The following is a 22,702-nucleotide window of genomic DNA, read 5'->3' as shown; positions in this document are numbered from 1 at the left end:
AAATACTTTGAAATTACATTTACGTATCAAAAGCCATTAAAATGGTATTTAATTTATTGTTAACTATATTGAAAATCTATTATGAATATAAAAATATTATTCAGTTTATACGTTTTATTATTAATAATAATCGACTTTGTTAAATAAGGTGAGCGCCATTAATTTAATGAGTTACCAATATTTAATTTATTGATATATGTCATGCATGCTTTGTTCATATATAAACAAAATTTTTTATAAATGGGGTTTATGTGCAGGATGATTTTTAAGAAAAAAGGGGGGAACAATTAGTATTGCTCCCCTTTGGCTGTTTTGAATTATTATCGCATTATAAAAAACACTTAATGTTACGAGGTTATTGTTGCATGAAACGTCCAAAGAACTGATAGCTTTTTTGATCTCTCAGTTTTTGAGAAAAGCTTAATCCTAATTGAGCTAGCTGCTGTGGGTTATCTACTTTAGTGATCATCATTCGTAATTGCATTAATGCTTGTTTAGTTTTACCTACACTGTCTTGAGCAAGTGCATATAAGTAAATATATTGAGCATTAGTGGGGTCCAGCTTTATGGCTTGTTTAAAGGATTCAATAGCATTCACGGTATCTTTATTGCGAATTAGGTATAAACCGTAACTGTAATGAACCATGCCGTCTAATGGTGATGTTTTTAAAGCTTGTTGATATATTTTAGCTTCGTTTACTGAATCGCCCATGGTTTTATAGATATCGGCTAAGTTTAAGTAGGGCACGCTAAAGTACGGGTCAACGTTAATAGCATTTTTTAAAGCGGCTATTGCTTTATCTCTATTACCTGAACCGTAATGGATCATACTTTCATTTAAGTTACCTTCACCACGCCACGTATTAATATCGTTTGAAAGCATTAGTTCATCAAATGCTTTTTTCATTACTTCAGCATTTACTTGTGTATTACCAATTAATTGATTAGCTGCAGCAATTCTTACTGATTTGTATTTATCTGATAATAAGGTAGCAAATGCAAGATGTCGTTCGTTTGGAGGAACAAGCTGGCCTGTTTGCGCGATGGCTAACCTTATTAATGGTTTGTCAGAAGCTACCCAAGGTTTAATCTGTTCGTTTGATAACTGTGGTGTTGTATTAACTAAGCCGGTTAATGCCGTTGCTCTAACAATATCGTTAAGATTTTTGTCGTTCACAATAGCTAAATGTTGTGCTAATTGGAGGCGCTTACCACTTTGTAAACGTAAAAAGTCTGTGTAGGTTTTAGATAACGCTTTAGGTTTACCATGCCATTGTTCAAGTTTAGCTGCTGCCCAGTTGTTGTCTTTATCTTCATGACAATTTGTACAAGCATTTGGTGTGTCGTTAGCGGTAGAAAGGTGAGGGCGAGGTATTTTAAAGCTATGATCTCGTCTGTCATCAACACCCATATAACGATTGGTTGGCATATGACAATTTACACATTTACTGCCTTCGGAGCCTTCTTCATGCTTAAAGTGGGTTGGCTGATTAAACACCTCCGCACTATGACACTGCAAACATAAGCCGTTGTCTGGTACTTTAATTTTCATTGTGTGTTGATCATGACAATCAATACAGTTCACACCAGCTTTATACATTTTACTTTGTAAGAAAGAGCCATAAACATAGACTTCTTCTTTTATTTGTCCATCAGCATGGTATAACGGAGGAATGATAAAGCTTGGTGAAAACTGATCCAAAAACGCATGTTCAGGTTTTATACCATTAGTCAGAGGTGAGCGAAGTGAATGACACGCAAAACACGTATCCATAAACGAATTATCACGTTTTTCGCCTTGCCAGCTAGCGGTACGTTCGCCTACTTTACGTAACCAGTTATTAATTATTTTAGGTTGGTTTCGTGAGTTTTTAATTATCGCGTTTTTATCTTTTGTATGGTTGTTCATTTTACCGTGACACGACTGACAACCTACGTTGATATTGTCGAATGTAGTATCAAATGTTCCTTTATCTTTATCATAGTTACGTTTGAGTCCGTCAGAATGACAGTCGGCGCACATACCGTTCCAGCTTTGTAGCGGTTGTTGCCAATGTAATCTATCTTGTGCTTTTATATCTTCGTCTTCATACATGACAAACCAACGTTGTCCGCCTTCGGCTTTTGTTCTGCTGTCCCAAGAGAAGGGCAATACTTGGTATTTACCGTTTTGGGTTTCAATGAGGTATTGTTGAAGTGGATAATGGCCGAAGGTATATTTTATTTTATAAACTGAGGTTTTATTTTCATGGTTCATTTCCATAAAAAAGTTATTTTTCTCAGTATAGAAACGTGCTTTCTGGCTGTAATGAGTAGCTTTAGCATTATTAAAGTCACCTAATACTGTTTTTTTTGTTGCTACATCCATCGCTTTTGCATGGTCTGATTTCATCCAAGACGATACTGCTGATTGATGACAGGAAGTACAATTTTGTGGATCAGCATCTTTGTTAATAAATGCGTATGTGGTTGCACAATAAAAAAAACTAGCGAGTACTGAAAAATAAGATACTCGAGTAAATAAAGATTTGAACATGTAAATTGCCAAGCTAAAGAGAATAAAATATTGGAAGGGAGTATACCCTAACTTATAACGTATTTAATACTGAGTATAAGTTAGGGGGATAAGTTTTATGTAAAATTTTATATATATACCCGTTACCATTTTAGATGCTTTGAAATAGCCTCCTGATTGGTAAAGGGTATAAGAATTAATTTCTATGAGTTTGTGCTTTTATTTCGTCGATTCTTTGTTGGTATTTTGCAACATCTGCTTTGTGTTGAAGTGCGATATTGTTTTGTTCAGATTTATCTTCAGCTAAATTGAAAAGTTGTGGAATAGGCGATAAACCTGATTCAATATTTTTCATATTGGTTATCCACTCACCTTTAACTGAACTGGGTGATATGTACTTCCACTCTTTAGTTCTTAGCGATAAGGTGTGTGACTCTTCAATTAACTCTGTTCTGCCTTCGGCTGAAGCATCTAACCAAGCATTAAGAAAGTTTTTACTATCAATGGCTTCTTCTTTACTAAGGTCTACATTTACCAATTTAGCTAAAGAAGCATAAATATCAACTTGGCTCATCAGCGTGTTACTTGTTCCAGCTTTAACTTTAGCAGGGTAGTGAACAATAGTAGGTACACGTGTGCCAGCTTCATAAGCACTGTATTTTCCACCTTTAAAGTCGCCGCTAGGTTTGTGATCACCCAATTTTTCCATGGCTTCATCGTCATAACCGTCAGTAAGAACAGGTCCATTATCGCTGGTAAAAATAATTAGCGTATTCTCGAGTAAACCTTCAGCTTTTAACTTGTTTACTACTTCGCCTGTGATCCAATCCATTTGTGCAATAGCATCACCTCGAACACCCATGGTACTTTTACCTTTAAACATGTCGTTTGGTAATCTAGGTACGTGAATATCGTGAAAAGAGAAAAATAAGAAAAATGGATTTTCTTTATTATCTTCAATAAAAAAGTTTGCCATATTGGTAAATACTTTATAGAAGTCTTCGTCTTTCCACTCAGCACTAACTCCGCCTTTCATCCAACCTATGCGGCTAATACCATTTATAATCGTATTGCTGTGTTGTGGATCCGCAGCTTGGCGTAATAACTCAGGGTTTTCAGTACCTGTTGGTCTAATACCTACTTTATGTTCGTAACTTACTTCAATAGGGTCATCTTGGCTTATGTTTAACACATTGTGATTTTCTAAATAAACACTAGGCACTCTGTCGCCAGTTGCTGGCATTAAAAAGCTGTAATCAAAACCAATTTCTAATGGACCAGGTGATACTTTTCCGTTCCAATCTATAGGTGATTTTCCATCACCTAAACCTAAATGCCATTTTCCTACTACTGCAGTAGAGTAACCTGCTTTTTTAAGCATGCTTGGTAACGTGGGTTTATCGGTAGGGATAATTAATGCTGCATCGCCTTTTAGTACCGAAGCATGTTCGCGAAATGCGTATTCTCCTGTTAATAAAGAATAGCGTGATGGAGTACAAGTGGCCGCTGAACTATGCGCATCAGTAAATCGAATGCCATTTTGAGCTAATTCGTCAACATTTGGTGTTTCAACACCTTTTGCGCCATAAGAGCCGACATCGCCATAGCCTAAATCATCAACATAAAATATAACAATATTAGGTTTGTCGTTTGTTTTAACAATATTGGGTTTACTTACTTCGCTTTCTGTTTCTGCTGCTTTATTACAGCCTGTTAAAATAACACTAGATAATGACAGTGTTATTGAGAGGGCGAGTATATTTTTGATGGATTTTTTTTTAACAAACATAGCTGCTTATTTTCCTAATCATATTGTATTGTTTGAGTATTTAATGGGCATAACCATAACGTATTACGAAAAGTTATGCACCGTATCTATACAGTATTAAGTATAAAATTATTAATATTAAAAGTTTGATGGCGTGTTGCTTTTTATTATTAATAGATAACTTGCTTTATTCATAAAACACATTTTGATCCTCTGTAATATTATCAGCATTATTTTTGGTGTTTAATATAAACATAGAAAGCTGCTTTTTCTTTAGCTAAAGTTTCTTTGTTATCGGTAAACCAAGCGGTGATTTTTTGTTTGCCAGTTACTAACTCGGTATCAACAATACAATGTGAGGCTCTGCCGTGTACTGTTTGAACTGTGTTTTTGCCATTTACACGAACAACACAGTATTTTTTACCGATAGGTGTACCTGCTGGAATATCATGAAAATATGCACTTACTTGATATGTACCTTTCTTTTCAACATCAATATACCAAGGTAACGAAGTATACTTATCTTCTTCTGTTAACCAGTGTATGTAATCGTATTCTTCAGCTGCAGGTTGGTGTCCAATAAACCAAGGTACGGGTTGCTTATCTGGTACTTCCATCCAATCCATAGCGTTTAGCCGTACTGGGTTTTCTGCTTTATTACCTACAGAGATATAGCGATCTTTAAAACCTAGTTTTACGTTTTCGTTCCACCAAGCTTGTTTTATCGATTTTAATTGAGCTAATACATTTGGATGTTGCTGAGCCACATTGAGCTGTTGAGATGGATCTGTGGTTATATTGTAAAGTTCTTCTTTATTGTTTTCGTTAATAAAGCGCCAGTTTTTATAAGCTACAGCGGTTGGGCGCTTATCGCTTGGATGATAAACGCGTTGATTAGTAATTACTACATTACGGTCGCTTAATGAATCGTCTTTACCTTCAGTAATAAGTGTTGCTAGATTGAGTCCATCCATACCTTTTATGGTATTTTGTATGCCTGCTAGCGATAATATGGTGGGCATAATATCGAAATGTGCTGTTAAGTTATTGTACTTGCCTGCTTTAAGTTGCCCGTTAGGATACGAGATAAAAAAGGGGACGCGATGACCTCCATCGTATACTGAACCTTTATAACCTCTTAAATTGTCGTTTGGTATCCAATCAGGAAAGGCTTGTTTAATTAATTGATGTTTTGCATCAAGCTTGTTTTGGTTATTGGTAGGGCGGTAAGAGCTACCATTATCTGTCATGACTATAAATATAGTGTTGTCGGTTTCACCTCTTGCTTTTATGTGTTCGCGCATTAGGCCTATTTGGCCGTCAATGTGCGTGATCATGCCATAAAAACTCGCCATAGTTCTGTTTAAGCCTTTATCTAAATAAGGTTGTATAAAGTGTTCAGGTGCGCGGTAAGGACCATGGGGCGCATTAAGGGGAATATAAGCAAAGTAGGGTTGATTGCGTTTTTGGTCGATAAATTTTTTAGCTTCGTCAAACCAAACTGTTGTGGCGTAACCGGTTGTTTTTTCTGGATTACCATTTCTAAAATACGTGTCATTAAATTGAGTGTTTCCCCAATAATCAGGTGTTTGACCTACACCACCACCGCCATGAATAAGTACTTCGTTAAAACCTTGATCTTGTGGGCGATAAGGATAATTGTCACCTAAATGCCATTTGCCAAATATGCCCGTGTCGTAGTTATTATCTTTTAATACTTCAGCTAATGTTTGATGCTCAGGCCCGAGCATGTATCTCCCTAAAATTGTATGCCAAACACCTGCTTTTAATGAATGTTTGCCTGTAAGTAAAGCTGAGCGAGTAGGTGAGCAAGTAGGATCTACATGAAAATTAGTTAGGCTAACACTTTGGTTAGCCAAATCATCAATATTAGGTGTTTGAATGATAGGATTATTATTAACACCAATATCCCCCCAACCTTGATCGTCAGTAACAATAAGCACTATGTTTGGCTTTTTATTAGCTTGTGAACTGGCCAATTGTTTTGAGCTGTTTAGGTTGGTGCTAGACGAATTACAGCCGCTAATAATGGTTGTAATTAATGAAGAAATAACTAAAAAGGATAGAGAACGTTTGAAATTTTTTTTAAGTTTTATTTTATTTCTTTTCATTGTTGTATCTCGAATGTATGAGGTTATTAAGCATAACAGTAAAGCCCAAAATGAATTTGGGCTTTACTGTTTGGTAAGTCGTACTTAACTAATTTGTGGTGTTATTGAGCTGAAATAGTATAAGTGTATTGATACTTTCCTGAAGGTACTTGGTACTGTTTAATAGGCGCCGCTTTTGCACTCCATGAATCATTACCACCCACACCTGATTGAATTAAATCAATATTAACAGTGAATTTACCCTGTTTAACTAAATCGTAGGTATGTTGTGCATTGTTTAAGTTCTCTGCACTCCACGGCCATACTGAAACACTCAGATCTTCTTTACCGTCTACCGTTAATGTTAATCCATTATCTGTCGCTAGTTTTAACCAATCAACATCGGTACGGTTTCCGTTTTCTTGAGGACGGGCGTAGTGATATATAAAGTCTTCAACCTTGCCTGAATAAATACTAATGTCGGCACTGTTATTACGGTCAATGTAATTTTCGTAAGGGCCACGTCCGTAAACACTCATATTTGATAAGCGCTGGTTTACGTTTGTTGTCATACCTAAGCGAGGTATACTTGTAAGGTTTGCATCAGCATTTAGCGACATACTCACTTCAATAGCGGCATCACCCGTTATTAAATATTGTGTGGTCACGTTAAGTTGCTTATTAAAAGAATGCTTAGTGGTTACGGTAACGCTAGTTTTTGATGTATCGATATCAAAAGTATTCAGTGTCATGTTTTCACTTGCTTTACGCCAAACCGCTCGACCTGTTGCTGGTTTAGCATCGTCAGCTGCGCTGTCGGTAGGCGACGTCCAATCTTGAAATCCGCCAATGTCATTATCTGTAGATGGTCTCCAAAAATTATGCTTTAACGCATCAGTAATCACGGTTTGTCCATTTACTTGGTAAGCCGTTAAATACCCTGACTTTTTGTCAAATATTGCTTTAAAGCCATTGTTTGATACTGTTATTGTGTTTGGACTATCGTCAGTACTTACCGATTTATTTGAAACGGTTTTAACTGCTTCTTTTTTAAAGGGGAGCTCAAACTGTTGTTTGGCTAACTCATGTCCTGCTTCAGCCCAATTAGTGTTATTGATGGTACGCAAACTCAATTGTAAGAAATAACGCGCACCAGCTTTTAATACAGGTTTGTTAAAAGGAATTGAAACTGCTTTAGTTTGTTGAGCTGCAATATCTAAACCGTCAATCGAACCTTGCTGAATAACCTTGTTATCTTCAGATAATGTCCATACTAATAAATATTGCTTTAAGTTATCAAAAAAGAATCGGTTAGTTACATCAATTTTTCCTGCTGCTAAATGAGTAGCGTCAAATTGAGCCGGTTGGAAAACATATTTCGCTTCCCAAAGTTTAGGTGTTGCTTTACGGTAAGAATCTAAAACACCATTTAAACAGAAATTAGATGAATTAGGCTTGTCTCCAAAGTCACCGCCATATGCTAGATAGGTTTCGCCTTTGTCGTTTTTAGTTTCAATACCTTGGTCAATCCAATCCCATATAAAACCACCTACGATATTATCGTGGCTACGTACCATGTCCCAATATTCAGTCAAATTACCTAATGAATTCCCCATAGCATGCGCATATTCACACATTAAAATAGGACGCTTAATATATGGGCTATCTGCTAATCCTTTCAGTTCTTCTAAAGACGGGTACATTCTACTAATTACATCAACAAATGCAGGATCTGTAGGGTTAGCATAAGGGGTATAAAGTTTAGCTGTTTCAGCTTTGGTAGAATAACGTTCAGATAAACCAACATAGTCAGGGTGGTTTGGATCACCTTGTGAACCTTCATAGTGAATAAAGCGTGTACTATCTAAGTCTTTAACCCAACCAGACATAGCTGCAAAGTTAGGTCCTGTGCCAGACTCGTTACCAAAAGACCATGATATAATCGAAGGGTGATTCTTATCGCGTTCAACCATGCGTAAAACACGTTGCATCATTGCATTATTCCATTCAGGAAGGTTTGCTAACAAACCGCCCACACCATGGCTCTCAATGTTGGCTTCGTCCATTACATAAATACCGTATTCGTCACATAATTCGTAGAAGTAGGGATCGTTAGGGTAATGAGAGGTTCTTACGGCATTAAAGTTATAACGCTTCATTAATAAAACGTCTTCAAGTAAATCGGCACGGCTTAGTGCTTTACCTTTTTTAACATCGTGGTCATGACGGTTAACGCCAATTAATTTAATGGCTTTACCATTAATTAATAATTCTGCTTTGTCGTTAATTTTTACGTCTCTAAACCCAACTCGCGTGCTTCGTGTTTCTATGACTTTTCCTTGAGTATTTTTTAATGACAATACTAAGGTATATAAATAAGGGGTTTCAGATGTCCATAACTTAGGATTTTCAAGTGTTGCACTCATTAGATCAAACTTAAAGTTATCACGTTGTGGGTAAATTTTTCTTGAAACTATGTTAGCTGAAACATTCATAGGTGTTGATAAAACGGCTTTACCCGAGTCATTGTATAGCTGACCTTCAATATTCCAGCCATCAACATCTTTGCGTTTTGGAAAACTTAATTCAGGTCTTATTTGTAATGTGCCTTGGGTATAAGTTTCATTTAGCTTCGTTTTTACATGAAAATCGTTAATCGCAATTTTAGGTTGTGCTATTAACATTACTTCACGGTGAATACCGCTTAAACGCCAGTGATCTTGATCTTCTAAGTAACTGCCGTCACTCCAACGGTAAACCTCAACAGCTACGGTATTAGTGCCTGATTTTATATGATCGGTAATATCAAACTCAGACGGTAAGCGACTTCCTTGCGAATAACCGACTTTTTCACCATTTACCCACACATAATATGCAGAGCTAACACCACCCAAATGGATCAGTATTTGTTGGCCTTTCCATGTTTTAGGAATGGTAAAGTCTTTAAGGTAAGACCCCACTGGATTATCACGGGTAATGAATGGAGGCACTATACTGTTTTCATCGGTAGCGCCATTTTTAAACATAGGATACTGTGAGTTTGTATAGATAGGCGTACCGTATCCTTCCATTTCCCAGTTTGAAGGAACCGGAATAGACTTCCATTGTTTACTATTGAAATTTGACTTGTAGAAATCTTTAGGACGGTCTTCTACCTTTTCAACAAAATTAAATTTCCAATCCCCGTTAAGCATTTTTATACTTGCTTGAGTTCTGTCTCGTGTAAGCGCTTGTTCAACCGTATCAAATGAGTAGGAGGTAGCACGGGCAGGTAACTTGTTAATATGAATAACTTCAGGATTTTCCCAATCATTAGCAGCAAGCGCCATGGGAGAAATGGTTATACTGAGTAATAGCCCAGTAATACCTTTTGTTAGTGTTTGGTACGAAAGTATCGTTTTTAGTTTCATTTTGATGTTATCTCAAATTATTAGAAATAAGGTGGATTTAAATATTAAATTGTATTTTTATATGTGATAACTTTATAACAATTAAGATTTAACGACAATGATTAATACCAATTGAATTACCTTATTTTAAAATTATAGATTAATACCGGAGAAATTATGAATACAAATAAACGTTATTGCCTAGCATTAGATTTAAAAGATGATCCTAAGTTAATTGCTGAATATATTGAATATCATCAACCTGAAAATGCCTGGCCTCAAATAACGCAAAACATGGCCGACGCAGGAATTATTGATATGGAAATATATCACTTAGGTGATCGATTATTTATGATCATGGAAACAACAGCTGATTTTGATCCCAACGTTGAACCTAAAACAGATGAAGGTAAAACTAAGTCTGAAGAATGGGAAACCTTAATGTGGAATTACCAACAACCATTAAAGTGGGCAAAAGAAGGAGAAAAATGGGTACAAATGGATTTAATTTATGATTTAAAAAAAGTAAATAGTTAAACTAGGTTTAGCCTTTAATAATGAAAAACTTCCTATGAATGTAGATAAAAAAGATAAAGAAATACTTGAACTATTAATTAAAAATGCACGTATTTCAGTGGCTGAAATATCTCGTCAAGTACACCTAGCAAGAACCACAGTGCAAGAACGCATTGCGCGTTTAGAAAGTAAAAATATTATCAAAGGCTATACCACCATAGTGTCTCATTTTGATGAACCTTCCTATTTAACGGCTATGGTTGGCTTGAGTGTAGAAACAAAAGCATTTGACCAACTAGTAGCAACACTACAAGCTATACCTGAGGTAACGCGTTGCCTTGCTACAAGCGGTGGTTACGACCTTTGTTTAGAGGTTTATGTAAGTAATATTAATAAGTTAGAGGAAGTTCTTGCCATGTTGGGTACGTTAAAAGGTGTAAATAAAACAGACTCTAATATTGTGTTAAATTCTTACTTTCAACGATGAACTATTTGCTTTTATGTTTTACGTGTACGTTGCGTTACACTTAAAACGTCCGTTAATCTGTTAAAAATTAACGATTATTCCTTCCTTTTGCCGGTAGATAAAATAGGCTTATTTACAGTAAAGTTATATGTAAATATATAAACAAGTAATTTAAAACCTATGACTTTTTCTACATTTGATAATTTAATCGCTAACGATATTGCCTTGTTAGGTATGCCTTTTGATGCTTATTCATCTCATTTAAAAGGACCCTCTGAAGCACCTGCAATAATTCGAAGAACTATTTTTTCAGGTTCATCAAATCCAAGTACTGAACTAGGTATTAGTTTAAAAAACAATCCTAAACTTCATGATTTAGGTGATTTAACATGGAAAAATAATGACGACGCTTTTAGTGTACTAGAACAAACTATTCACCATATTGCATCACTTGGTGCTAAGCCATTAACCTTTGGTGGCGATCATTCTATTACGTATCCCATTCTTAAATCTTTAGCTCAGCATCACAGCGACATTACGATCCTTCATTTTGATGCACATCCCGATTTATACGACAGCTTTCAAGGAAATCCATTTTCTCATGCTTGTCCTTTTGCTCGCATCATGGAAAATAAGTTAGCTAAACGACTTGTACAAATAGGTATACGCACACTTAATAAACATCAAGCTGAGCAGGCTGAGCGGTTTAATGTAGAAGTTCATGAAATGAAAGACTGGACAGGTCCAGAGCAAATAACGTTTACAGGGCCTGTATATGTTTCAATTGACTTAGACGCGTTGGATCCAGCTTTTGCGCCAGGTGTTTCTCATTTCGAACCTGGTGGTTTAAGTGTTAGGCAAATACTTGATGTACTTCATAGTATACAAGTTCCTATTATTGGAGCTGATATTGTTGAATATAATCCACGTAGAGATATTAATGAGATGACTGCTATGGTGGCGACTAAATTGTATAAAGAAGTGTGTGGAAAGATGCTTACTATTTAGTTTTATACACAAACAACAAGATTCTCTGGTAAATTACATTATTTAAATATAAAGTACATTTAAAGTATGTTTATATCCTATAAAAGGTGAATAATGAAAAATTTACAAACAGATTTAAATAAAGGGTTAGTTCATAAAAGCTTATATTCAACGCTTCTCCCTTTGGTATTATTACCTGCAATATTGATTTTTTCTGGCTGTCAGAGCACCAATGATTATCTATCAGGTGCTTCGACGTCTGCAAATAAAATAACTCACAGTATTAGCCATTTACCTGAAGCGCCAGCTGGGTATAAATGGCAGATTATCGATAATATGTCAGATGAGTTTAATGGAACCAGCTTAGATTCAAGCAAATGGAATGACTCTATTTCAACGTGGAAAGGAAGACATCCCGCACGTTTTTTACCAAAAAACGTAAAAGTTGTTAATGGTAACCTTGCTTTAAATACGTCAACTTACGCAGAAGATAGCGATGGTTATACCATGGGCGGTGCTGCAGTATCAGGTAAACATAGTGCTATCTATGGTTATTTTGAAGCACGTGTAAAAGCCTCTAAAACTAAAATGTCTACTACCTTTTGGTTGCATTCAGATACAAGCGATAATTCAGGCACCGGTTGTAATACCGCACACACCACTGAAATTGATATTTTAGAAGCTATTGGTGGCTGGCCAGAAAGGTTTTGGACCGATGTCATGCATTCAAATACCCATTATAAAGGCCGAGAGTTAGTTGATGGAAAATGCCAAGGTGCTAAGTATATTTCACAAGGTGTAAAACACGACGCTAAGGTAAATTTGTCTGACGATTTTCATACCTACGCTGCATGGTGGGTCACACCAAATAAGGTTAAGTTTTATTTTGATAACCAATTAACAGGCACGGTTGATTTAGACAATCCACAAGATCCTGTACCTTTTAATAGTGAAATGTCGTTAAGAATGGTTTCTGAAACCTATACTTGGCAAGAAAAACTGATCAAAAACATAGAAGGTGACGACGAACCTTATCCAACGGAACAAGAGCTTGATGACGAGAGTATTAATACAATACTTTACGATTATGTAAGGTCGTATCAACTGGTTGCTATTGATTAAGTTCGACTTTTTGTCAATCAACTTTATATGCACAACATAATGAGACTTTATGTTGTGCTACTTTATCTTCGTACACTATATCTTATGACGTTTGTATCCACGAACTCAATTTACTGAAACGTTTTATAAAAATAATATCAATGTAATTCAAACGATAACTAAAAATAGTTAATGGAAAATAATATGACAATTAAATTAGGTTTAGGAGTAACGCTTTGTATCCTTCTGTCTGCCTGTGTTCATAATAAGGATGAACAAGTTAACAATATTGTTGATTCAGATAAGTCAAAGCCTCAAATCGCATTACAGCACTTAACAGATCACAAGGCTGACTATACTAATGTAGTCCTTATTCTTATTGATGATTTAAGTCATTATGGCGTAACAGCGTATGGCGCTAATCGCTTGCATTCATACGATGGCTTATTTACCAACAGAGAATTTAGCACGCCTAATATTGATAGCTTAGCTAAAGCGGGCTTACGTGTTGATCACGCCTTTGCTTACCCCATCTGCGAAAACACGCGTATCGCATTAATGAGTGGTAAAAATAACGACAGAAACTACCTTCAACCTAAATCACAACATAGATCAGACATTACTTTTGGCGATGCCTTTAAAAAGGCCGGTTACGTAACAGGGCTTTACGGTAAATGGAAACAAACACGTGGTGATAAACAAGTTGCAGGTAAGGATTATATATCTGAATTTGGTTGGGACGATTACACCGCATTTGATGTAGTCACTGAAGGTCAGCGTTTTATAAATCCTAACCTTGTGGTTAACGGTAAGGTTACTAATTATCAGGGAAGAACTGACTTAGATCCTGAAACCGGTAGAAGATGGTACGGGCCTGATATTGTTAACCGTGATGCTTTAAAATTTATTGATAAAAACAAAGATAAACCCTTCTTTTTATATTATCCGATGATGTTAGTGCATGACGATCACAAACCTACACCTGACACTCAACCGCATGCAATTTTCGATAACTTTAGTGAAAAAGCTGAATACAACAATAAAGGTGGCGATGATCGACGTTACTTCCCCGATATGATCGAGTATATGGATAAGTTGATTGGGCAAGTCGTTGCTAAACTTGACGAAGCCGGAGTAAGAGACAACACCTTAATTGTGGTAATGGGGGACAATGGCACGAAAGAAACTTTTGGTCATGTATTGCCTGATAATTCTATTTACCCAGGGCGTAAAGGTGGCAATGCAGATAATGGTTTACACGTCCCGTTAGTGATTAATTATCCGAATGTGGTACCTGCAAGTAAGGACGGTAGTTACCGTAGTTATAAAGGCTTAGTTAATTTAACTGATATTTATCCAACCATTGCTCAAGCTGCAGGAATCGAAATTGCTAACCCTGAACAGCTAGATGGTATTAGTTTTTGGGAACAAGCAAAAGGAGCTGCCGGAGAACCGAGAAAAACCATTCACACTTGGTATATAGGTAACAGTAAATACCAAAATAAAGATGTTGTATTACGTTACGCTTTTAACAAACACTTTAAACGTTACGCACCAGATAAAGATTTTCCAGAAGGACGTTTTTTTGATTTAAGAACTGATTTATTGGAACGTGAAGGAGCTCGTTTTATAGAGCGTAAATGGAAAGTAAAACGCTATAGCGGATTAAACTTAACTAATTTAACGCCTGAACAGCAACAAGCTTATAACGAATTAGGGAAAGTGCTTGATGAAAACAAGCTTATATCCGTTAAAACGCTAGCTATTAATAGTCATAAAACGACATTAAATATAAATGAAACCCTTATCTTGCAAGGTGTAGTATTACCAGAGCAAGCAAAACGTAAAGGTTTGATATGGGAATCGAGCAATCCAGAAGTATTATCCGTTAACAAGTTTGGAGAAATAACGGCTCATAAACAAGGGGTAGCTGAAATTAGTATTTATTCTTGGGATGATGCAGATCCATTAGCGGCTAATACAGCTCAACCTTATAGCAAAACAGGTATTTCAGCGTCAAAGGTATTTAAGGTGAATTAATTCGTTAATTAAGTTATTAAACCAGTAATAGATAAATACTTCTATTGCTGGTTTAATACAATACCGAAAATATAATGTAAGTTAACTACCTGCTATGAAAATTGATGATATTAGAGTGTTTATATCCAGTAACAATTACGAGGTATCACAATCTTTTTATCAGGATCTGGGTTTTAAAATGGATTATGCTACCGAAGAACTCTCTATTTTTGAGAACGGTGGTTGCACCTTCTTTTTGCAAAAAACATATAACCAAGTATTAAATACTCAGTTAATGTTGCAACTTTCTGTTGTAGATATAAATGAAGCCTTTCAAGTAATTTCACACTTGAAAGGCTTTGATATTAAATACGAACCGATTAAAGTAGAGCCTTGGGGCAAAGTTATTTATTTATGGGGGCCGTCAGGCGAGCTTTGGCACGTAACGGAACTTAACAAAGCATCATGTTAATTATGTTCAATTCGTCTACTGTTCAGTATTTTATCGTTACTCTTATTATATTCTGTTCCACACAAACCCTCGCTGAAGAAGCTGATTGCCAAAGCCTATCAGAAGCACATTGCTTAACCAGTAGCCAATGCACCTTAAATTATATAAGCGAAAATACCTATAGCTGTGATATGGCTAAAAACACTTGCGAACAAGGTTTTACCCAATGGACTTTATTTCCTACGGATACTCTAATTGAAAACAATTCAGCTAAAAGTCATTCTGCTCCAATTAATTACGAACAAATGAAAAGCTGCGAAATAAAAGCTGGTTGTAAATATAGCAATGCAGAAGGGTATTGTGAGCCTGGATTTAATTGCTCTGTAACTGGTGGAAAACCAGCCATGTGTGAGATGGAGTAGATTATGAGCGTTTATTTGTAAAATAAACGCTCATTGTTAATACCTTAATCTAAAGCCCGTTATGGTATTGCACGTTAGTTGATTCAGGGATTAATTGATTTAACGCTTGCTGAATGCGTACTTGTCCGTCAGCACTTTCGCTTTTATCTACTTTTAGTAAGGCTTCAAACTGCTCAATCAGTACCGCTTTGTCTGGTGTTTCTTTATCGCCAGAACCAATATTGGTTAAGTCAATCATAAAGCCATCAAACAAATCAGCTAGGTCATTAATAATTTCCATGTTTAAAAACTGGTCATTGTTATAAATGCTTGGGTAGCCTGCTTTTTGTTTATCAATAGCAAACGAAACACCTTTAAGGTTAGTTATGCTGGTAGATTTATCGCAAGAAAGCATACAACCGTTATCAATACGTGGTTTTTCACAACCTACACTTTGTTGGAAAAAACACTGTCTGCTGGTCATTAACAAAATAGGGTGGTAAATACTGTAAAACAACTTAAAGTTTTCAGGGCGAGCAATGGTTTTCATTTGTTGGTAGTTTATTTCGTTTGAAATAAATGCGCCGTCACAATTAAATGTTTCTTTCATGGCTAATAGCGCATAAGAGTTAGTTGTATTTAAGAAAGGCCCAGCTATCCACTTAATACCTAGCTCAGACGCTCGGTTTGCAATACCAGTGTTGTTGGTCACAATAAGCTTAGGTTTAACTTGCTCTAAAATATTTAATGCTACGTCGTAATCTTTACCAATTAATACCGATGGAAACCACGGGATAAGGCGAGGGTTTTCATTAAAAAAGCTCACATATTTAGTACAACCACGTTTGTAAGCGTCTGGTAGTTTAAAGTAAATGTCTGCATCTGTTACGTTGGCAAGATCTAAATCGGTATCGTCACAAATTAAAATAGACAGCTTAGCTTTATACTTATCATTAGGCGTTTTAGCATGGCGTGCTAATTTAGGTAAAATCACTTCAGGATGAACAGGTGAGTTATCGTTTAGTAACGAAGACAACTCATTTTTTAACGCGGTAAGATCTTTAAATGGAATATTTAAACCCGTTTCAATCGCATCGCAATTTAATTCAATTAAGTTAAATTCAGCGTTGTTAAAACCTTTAAAGCGTTTTTCGATAGCGGCTTTGTCAATACAGTTTTTATCACTTGCGACTAACAGGTTAGTTGAATGTAAAACAAAGGTTTGTTCTTCAGTTAATGCTTTGCCTTCACCATAGCCTTCTGTTTTTACCGTAAGGGTTAATGGCTTGCCTTCGTTACCTGTAAATATAAGAGATAAAGGGCGTTTATCTATACTCAAATGCTTAATTTTTTCAAATACTGAAGTGTTAATTTCTTCTTTCTCAGCACTGAGTTTTTCTTCAACTTCATGAATTTGTACAACTGAAATGGCGTTACTTTTATCTACCGCATGGTATTTAGAATTATCACGAGGGTTTTCAATAAACATCGATTGATTTAAATCACCACGTAAAAAGGCGTTTGAAAAGTCACGGTTGAACACTTTATAAAGACGTTCGCCGTCTTCTAATAATTCACCTGTTTCTACAAAACCATCTATTTGCTTACGAAAGCTATCAATTACCGTATGTACGTAACTTGCGCCTTTAATGCGACCTTCAACTTTAAATGAATGAACGCCTGCATCAATTAATGCGGGTAAGTCGAAGAAAGCTGAGTTGTCTTTTATATTTAACGGAAATTTATTACCCGATTCAGTCGGTTTGTATTCTTCGCGACACGCTTGACTACATCGACCACGGTTGCCTGAATTACCTACACTGGCTGACGTTGAATAACATAAGCCCGAGAAAGCGACACATAAAGAACCGTGTACAAATACTTCAGTAAGCACGTCTTGATCTTGGCTCACTTGAGTAATTGCCGTAATTTCTTTTAAATTTAACTCTCTTGATAAGTTAACACGAGAAGCGCCTAGCTTTTTAAGGAAAGGAATTTGACCAATATTATGTGTTGTTAATTGCGTAGAAGCATGAATATCTAACGTAGGAAAATGCTTTTTTAAAATATACAACAAACCTAAATCTTGAACGATAACACCGTCTAATGTGGTATTGGCCAGTTTGCTTAATAACTTGGCTAACGACTTAAATTCACGTTCTAATATAATAATGTTTAATGTTAAAAATATTTGGCATTCGTACTGGTGTGCAAGTCGAATACAACCTACAAGCTCATCAAAAGAAATATTAGCCGCACGGTTACGCGCATTAAAGGTGTCTAAACCACAATAAACCGCATCGGCTCCAGCAATTATTGCCGCTTTTATCGCATCTATGTCGCCACCTGGCGCTAACAATTCTATTTTAGGACTCATTTCTCAACTTTAGCCAATATTAAGGCGGTTAAATTTTAAAGGGGAGATTTTACGCATATATTTAGCTGTTGAATACCGTTAAAATAGTTAAAACGCATTTCATCGCTATTTCTAGGTATAAATTAAAAATCTATGGCTAATAATCACTCCGATCTTCCTATTTTATATTCATTAAGAAATTGTCCTTATGCTATGCGTGCTCGTATTGCTATTTTTAAAGCTAAGCAAACGGTATTGTTGCGAGATTTAGTGCTAAGTAATAAACCACCAGAAATGATAGCAGTATCACCTAAAGGAACGGTGCCGGTTATAGTTTTACCCAACGAAAATAATCGTGTTATCGAAGAAAGCCTAGACGTAATGCTGTGGGCGTTGCATGAAACAGATCCTAATAATTTATTATTAAGAGAACGTGAATCGGCATTAACTGAAATGCTCGCATTAATTCATACCTTTGATCATGAATTTAAAACAGCGATAGAAGCCTACAAATGCGCCAAACGTTATAAAGAAACTAACGTAGTAGAATGTCGACAAGCCTGTGAAGGCTTTATTCAAACATTAGAACAGCGCTTAACGAACAGTGCATTTTTAATGGGGCCAAAAGAAAGCTTAGCCGATATTGCGTTACTGCCTTTTATTCGACAATTTGCTCGTATAGAACGCCAATGGTACTTACAATCACCTTATCCTAAAGTACGACAATGGCTGAATAGCTACCTGCAAAGCCCTATGTTTACTAAAGTTATGGCAAAGTATCCGCTGTGGTTAGACAACCATGAAGTAGTGTTGTTTGGTGGCGGCGAGAAATCATAAGGTTACGTTTAATGTAAATTAAGAAATAAATTCAAAGAGATGCTTATTATTTCTTTGATCTTTAACACTATTCAGATAAATTGATATGAATCCCATATTTATAAATACAGGAAATAAACATGCACGTAGACAAAGCTAAAAAACGAATTGCTAAATTAGTGAAAGCAGGCTTTAAAGGTTACCCACAAATAGCTTTAGAATATTTTGGTGAAAGTGCTGATTGTGCCACTTTAGTTGTGGTTCAATTTACGTTAGAAGAAGGTGCTAAAGCCCAAGAAGAACAATTTACCAGCAAAGACGATGCGCGAGAAAGCGAAGTGATTCAATCGGCTTTAGTTAAAATTATTGAACGAGCCAATGCTAAAACGGTACTTGAAGTATCAGGCGTTTCATCTTTATAACGTTATCCTCTTTGGATACAGGCTTTAGGTACAGGTTGTAATAATGAATAACAAAAGCTGTGAATACGGCGTAGGCGATAATTCTTATAAAATGGCAGGGGAGTTATCGGGCATAACGCAACTTGTTGATGACTTTTATCAGAACATGGCTACTTTTAAAGAATCTCAAAACATTAGAGATATGCATCCTGCCGATTTAACTGCCTCACGACAAAAGCTTACCTATTTTTTATCAGGTTGGCTTGGCGGCCCCAAGCTCTATGCTGAACATTATGGTGGTATTAATATTCCACTAGCGCATAAGCATTTGTCGGTAGGCCCTGCAGAAAGTGAAGCATGGTTACTGTGCATGCAAAAAGCAGTCGATAAACAAGCTTACGAAGCACCATTTAAAGTGTATTTAATGCAGCAGTTACGAGTACCCGCAGAACGTATTGTTATGGTGTCTGGTAGCTAATCCTTTAATCATTACAGATAAAACACACATTATCTTTCATATAAAATAAACCATCAGTAATGGTTTATTTAAATAATTACGGTAAATTTATGATATTTCTTATTTTAAAAATTCTTATGCTAGCGCTTTCTTATAAATTGTATTTAGTTAAAAAAGAAGCTTACTTTTCTGCGCTACTTTTTAGTATTCCTTTAGCCATAGCGGGTTTAATCATGGGTAACCCGTTAATGGGCGTATTTATTGGCAGCGCGATATTATTTGCATTAGCTTTTGTTTGTTATTGGTTGTTAGACAAAGTACCAAACGGAGCGCCACACTATACTGTTTTAGGTGTAACCGCTGCTATTGTTGTGTTTGTTGTATAAGTTTATTTATCTTAATTAGGAATGGCATGAAATCAGACAAGGTTTTTAAATGGATTTGGAATTTTAACGGTTTAATATTGTTTGTAGGTATTATACTGGGGTCTTTATTAATTGTTTACCAGTTGAGTAAACCTTTATTTAAAAAGGATACAGTTGCTCCTCCTACTTTAAATCTTGCAGAAGATGCTGATGATGAAGAAAAATGGAGTTTAGGATATCCGAACATAATTGGGGACACTGGCTTTTATTATGTTCCTTTAGAATCTGAAAAGCTTTATGTTGATAAAAGAGGCAGAGTTGAATCTTTTTCAATGTATGAATACAACCCGACAAGATCAAAAAACATAGTATTTATAAACAGTAATACCAATGAATCGAGTTGGCTTTTTAAGTCGGTAAAACAATTGATTACTGAGATTCGTTTACTGAGTTTTGGTAATAGCCCTAAATCAGTGATTAAAGCAATATCTTATGAAGTGATAAATAACGATACTAATAATGATGGTGTTTTTGATAATAAAGACCGACGTACATTTGCTTTAAGTGAAGTGAATGGCTCTAGATACACACAAATTATTGAGGGTTATAACCGTATTGTCGAATCAAAGTTAAATGAAGAAGGGAATCTTTTTGTTGTATTTATTGATAACAATGAGGTTTATTCAATGTTAGTCGATTTAATCACTTTTAAGGTTATTGATAAAAAGCCTTTACCCAAAGTGGGGGATTCAGAGCAATAGTTTCATTTAAAGTAACTACAGTTTGTAGTTACTTTCTTCTTCAAATATCTTTATTTCTAACCATTCTCTTCCTGACAATTCCAACAAACTTCAAATGAAGGATCATTTTCTTCAGAGCAATGTTGGCAAATCCAATCATCAGCTTTAATCGTTTTTTGTGACGCTTTAGCTATTTCATCAGCACGGTCAAAGTCAGCGTCGTCATAAACCCAAACTTCAGGCCAAGAATCGAAAGCTGAAACTTCACCGACAGCACCTTGTGCAAATTCATTTTTGATGAAGGTTTTTATATTTTGAGCTTCAATAAGATTTTTTACATTGTTTACAAGAAAGTTATTTTCGTTTGTATAAATCATTTTCATTATTGATACTCACCTCTTTTAAAAGAGTTCGTTAAGGTTATGTCGTTTTAATATAGCCCTGCAAGTTTTAAAATAATTGCGGTTATAGCTAACATCGCTGCACCAGCAAACACCATTCGTCCTGAATAAGCGGCTATATCCCAGTGTTTAGCACAATATATTAATGAAATAGGCAAAAATAGTAGAATAGAAAAGCCATAAAGTTTTTGCTGATTGCCAAAAGCGACAATTAAGGTGAAAACTGAGCCGATCACAAATAACATCAGTCCAATAGACCCTGTTAACAAGGTAATAATTACAAGAAAGTTAGCCATAGTTTTTAACTGCTCAATTTTTATTACTTAAAAGAAAGTGGTAAATGCAATACTTTATTAACGTATTGCATTGAGTTTTGTGGTGATTACTTTGTTAGCTCACCACGTAAGTTACTTTGCATAAGCTTACGGATTTCGGTTGGTGCTAAGTTTTTACTTAATAGGTAATGTAACTTAGTCAAGGTGGCTTCAAGTGTCATATCGACACCGCCCACGACGCCACACTTGCTTAAGGCGTTACCTGTTGCGTATCCATCCATGTTCACTGTGCCTTTTATACATTGACTGCAATTTACAATGATAATGCCGTTGTCGCTGGCTTTTTTTATACAATCAAGCAGGTCTTTATCTTGTGGAGCATTACCTACGCCATAGCTTCTTATAATAAGTGCTTTAACAGGTTGTTGAATAATATTTTTAAGTACGTCGGTGCTTATACCTGGATATAAATGAACTACACCAATAGGCTGTGGCGTAATATCACTTAATTGTAATGGGGCAATATCTACATTATCTATTTGCGTTAATTTTCCCTCAATGAGGGTAATGTTTATACCGGCTTCTAATAGCGGTGGTAAATTCGGTGAGTCGAAAGCATTAAAGCCGTCAGCAAAGGCCTTAATACTGCGATTACCTCGATAAAGCTTGTTGTTAAAGTATAAGCCTACTTCTGCAATAGGGTAGTTAGCTGCAATGTATAACGAGTTTAATAAGTTAACTTGTCCGTCTGAACGTAATTGACTTAACGGTATTTGCGAACCAGTAACGATTACCGGTTTTGATAAATTCTCAAACATAAAAGACAGTGCTGAGCTTGTATATGCCATAGTGTCGGTGCCATGCAGCACAACAAAGCCATCGTAGTCGTTATAGTGTGACTTTATGTCGTCAGCAATATATTGCCAGTCGCTTGGTGACATATTAGACGAATCTATTAATGGCGAATATTCATGAATAGTAAACTCAGGCATTTCTTCACGATGAAAATCTACATTGGCTAGAATTGACTCAGTTAAATGGCCTTTTTCAGGTATATAACCGTTTTCGCTTGCTTTCATTCCTATCGTTCCGCCTGTGTAGGCGATATAAATGCGTTTTTTCATCATGTGTATTTCCAATAATTAGGCAATAAAAAGCCCCGATAAA

At 35.9% G+C, this 22,702-nt stretch carries 20 protein-coding genes; 12 read left to right on the top strand and 8 right to left on the bottom strand.

The features are described 5' to 3' along the window. Positions 1-355: 355 nt before the first annotated feature. The 4 genes from B0X80_RS16305 to lacZ form a co-directional block, all read right to left on the bottom strand. The gene (locus B0X80_RS16305; protein ID WP_077342216.1) at positions 356-2,536 is read right to left on the bottom strand and encodes a multiheme c-type cytochrome; all 2,181 of its coding nucleotides are present in this window, start codon (positions 2,534-2,536) and stop codon (positions 356-358) included. A 175-nt stretch (positions 2,537-2,711) separates the two neighbouring features. After that, positions 2,712-4,304, bottom strand: a complete 1,593-nt coding sequence (locus tag B0X80_RS16300; protein WP_077342214.1) for a sulfatase family protein — start codon at positions 4,302-4,304, stop codon at positions 2,712-2,714. 209 nt (positions 4,305-4,513) lie between these two features. Further along, positions 4,514-6,415, bottom strand: a complete 1,902-nt coding sequence (locus B0X80_RS16295; protein WP_089024904.1) for an arylsulfatase — start codon at positions 6,413-6,415, stop codon at positions 4,514-4,516. Between the two features lie 101 nt (positions 6,416-6,516). After that, positions 6,517-9,804, bottom strand: a complete 3,288-nt coding sequence (lacZ, locus tag B0X80_RS16290) for a beta-galactosidase, LacZ type (protein WP_077342212.1) — start codon at positions 9,802-9,804, stop codon at positions 6,517-6,519. A gap of 156 nt (positions 9,805-9,960) precedes the next feature. Between lacZ and B0X80_RS16285 the strand changes: the two genes are divergently transcribed. The 7 genes from B0X80_RS16285 to B0X80_RS16255 all read left to right on the top strand — a co-directional run bounded on the left by B0X80_RS16285 (position 9,961) and on the right by B0X80_RS16255 (position 15,745). Next, entirely contained in the window at positions 9,961-10,320 is a 360-nt protein-coding gene (locus tag B0X80_RS16285; protein ID WP_077342210.1) for an L-rhamnose mutarotase, read from the top strand. 34 nt (positions 10,321-10,354) lie between these two features. After that, positions 10,355-10,786, top strand: a complete 432-nt coding sequence (locus B0X80_RS16280; protein WP_077342208.1) for an Lrp/AsnC family transcriptional regulator — start codon at positions 10,355-10,357, stop codon at positions 10,784-10,786. A 159-nt stretch (positions 10,787-10,945) separates the two neighbouring features. Next, the gene (speB, locus tag B0X80_RS16275) at positions 10,946-11,773 is read left to right on the top strand and encodes an agmatinase (protein WP_077342206.1); all 828 of its coding nucleotides are present in this window, start codon (positions 10,946-10,948) and stop codon (positions 11,771-11,773) included. Positions 11,774-11,866: 93 nt separating this feature from the next. Further along, entirely contained in the window at positions 11,867-12,874 is a 1,008-nt protein-coding gene (locus B0X80_RS16270) for a family 16 glycosylhydrolase (protein WP_077342204.1), read from the top strand. Positions 12,875-13,057: 183 nt separating this feature from the next. After that, a complete protein-coding gene (locus B0X80_RS16265) occupies positions 13,058-14,893 on the top strand; it encodes a sulfatase-like hydrolase/transferase (RefSeq protein ID WP_077342202.1) in 1,836 nt (611 codons plus the stop codon). A 178-nt stretch (positions 14,894-15,071) separates the two neighbouring features. Beyond that, positions 15,072-15,344 (top strand): VOC family protein, encoded by a 273-nt coding sequence (locus tag B0X80_RS16260; RefSeq protein ID WP_342743317.1) that lies wholly within the window; start codon positions 15,072-15,074, stop codon positions 15,342-15,344. A 2-nt stretch (positions 15,345-15,346) separates the two neighbouring features. After that, entirely contained in the window at positions 15,347-15,745 is a 399-nt protein-coding gene (locus B0X80_RS16255) for a hypothetical protein (protein WP_139345339.1), read from the top strand. Between the two features lie 49 nt (positions 15,746-15,794). Here B0X80_RS16255 and B0X80_RS16250 read toward each other — a convergent pair whose 3' ends face one another. Then, entirely contained in the window at positions 15,795-18,101 is a 2,307-nt protein-coding gene (locus B0X80_RS16250; RefSeq protein WP_077342196.1) for a peptidase U32 family protein, read from the bottom strand. A 132-nt stretch (positions 18,102-18,233) separates the two neighbouring features. Between B0X80_RS16250 and B0X80_RS16245 the strand changes: the two genes are divergently transcribed. From B0X80_RS16245 to B0X80_RS16225, 5 genes are all read left to right on the top strand, one after another. Continuing rightward, positions 18,234-18,917 carry a glutathione S-transferase gene (locus B0X80_RS16245; protein ID WP_077342194.1) on the top strand — a complete coding sequence of 228 codons (684 nt, stop codon included), beginning with the start codon at positions 18,234-18,236 and terminating at the stop codon, positions 18,915-18,917. A gap of 119 nt (positions 18,918-19,036) precedes the next feature. Further along, a complete protein-coding gene (locus B0X80_RS16240; protein WP_077342192.1) occupies positions 19,037-19,318 on the top strand; it encodes a hypothetical protein in 282 nt (93 codons plus the stop codon). A gap of 43 nt (positions 19,319-19,361) precedes the next feature. Beyond that, positions 19,362-19,775 (top strand): group II truncated hemoglobin, encoded by a 414-nt coding sequence (locus B0X80_RS16235; RefSeq protein WP_077342190.1) that lies wholly within the window; start codon positions 19,362-19,364, stop codon positions 19,773-19,775. A gap of 89 nt (positions 19,776-19,864) precedes the next feature. Beyond that, positions 19,865-20,140, top strand: a complete 276-nt coding sequence (locus tag B0X80_RS16230; RefSeq protein WP_077342188.1) for a hypothetical protein — start codon at positions 19,865-19,867, stop codon at positions 20,138-20,140. Positions 20,141-20,166: 26 nt separating this feature from the next. After that, entirely contained in the window at positions 20,167-20,880 is a 714-nt protein-coding gene (locus B0X80_RS16225) for a hypothetical protein (protein ID WP_077342186.1), read from the top strand. Between the two features lie 56 nt (positions 20,881-20,936). Here B0X80_RS16225 and B0X80_RS16220 read toward each other — a convergent pair whose 3' ends face one another. The 3 genes from B0X80_RS16220 to ansA form a co-directional block, all read right to left on the bottom strand. Further along, on the bottom strand, positions 20,937-21,242 hold the full coding sequence (locus B0X80_RS16220) for a putative signal transducing protein (protein ID WP_077342184.1): 306 nt from the start codon (positions 21,240-21,242) through the stop codon (positions 20,937-20,939). A gap of 47 nt (positions 21,243-21,289) precedes the next feature. Beyond that, positions 21,290-21,556, bottom strand: coding sequence for a hypothetical protein (locus B0X80_RS16215; protein WP_077342182.1), 267 nt, complete (start codon positions 21,554-21,556; stop codon positions 21,290-21,292). Between the two features lie 86 nt (positions 21,557-21,642). Further along, on the bottom strand, positions 21,643-22,662 hold the full coding sequence (gene ansA / locus B0X80_RS16210; protein WP_077342180.1) for an asparaginase: 1,020 nt from the start codon (positions 22,660-22,662) through the stop codon (positions 21,643-21,645). Positions 22,663-22,702 lie beyond the last annotated feature (40 nt).

It is taken from the genome of Pseudocolwellia agarivorans (assembly GCF_002000085.1).
GTDB classification, from domain to species: Bacteria; Pseudomonadota; Gammaproteobacteria; order Enterobacterales; family Alteromonadaceae; genus Pseudocolwellia; species Pseudocolwellia agarivorans.
Note: the sequence above shows the minus strand (reverse complement) of the source record. Positions and strands in the feature narration are given on the sequence as shown.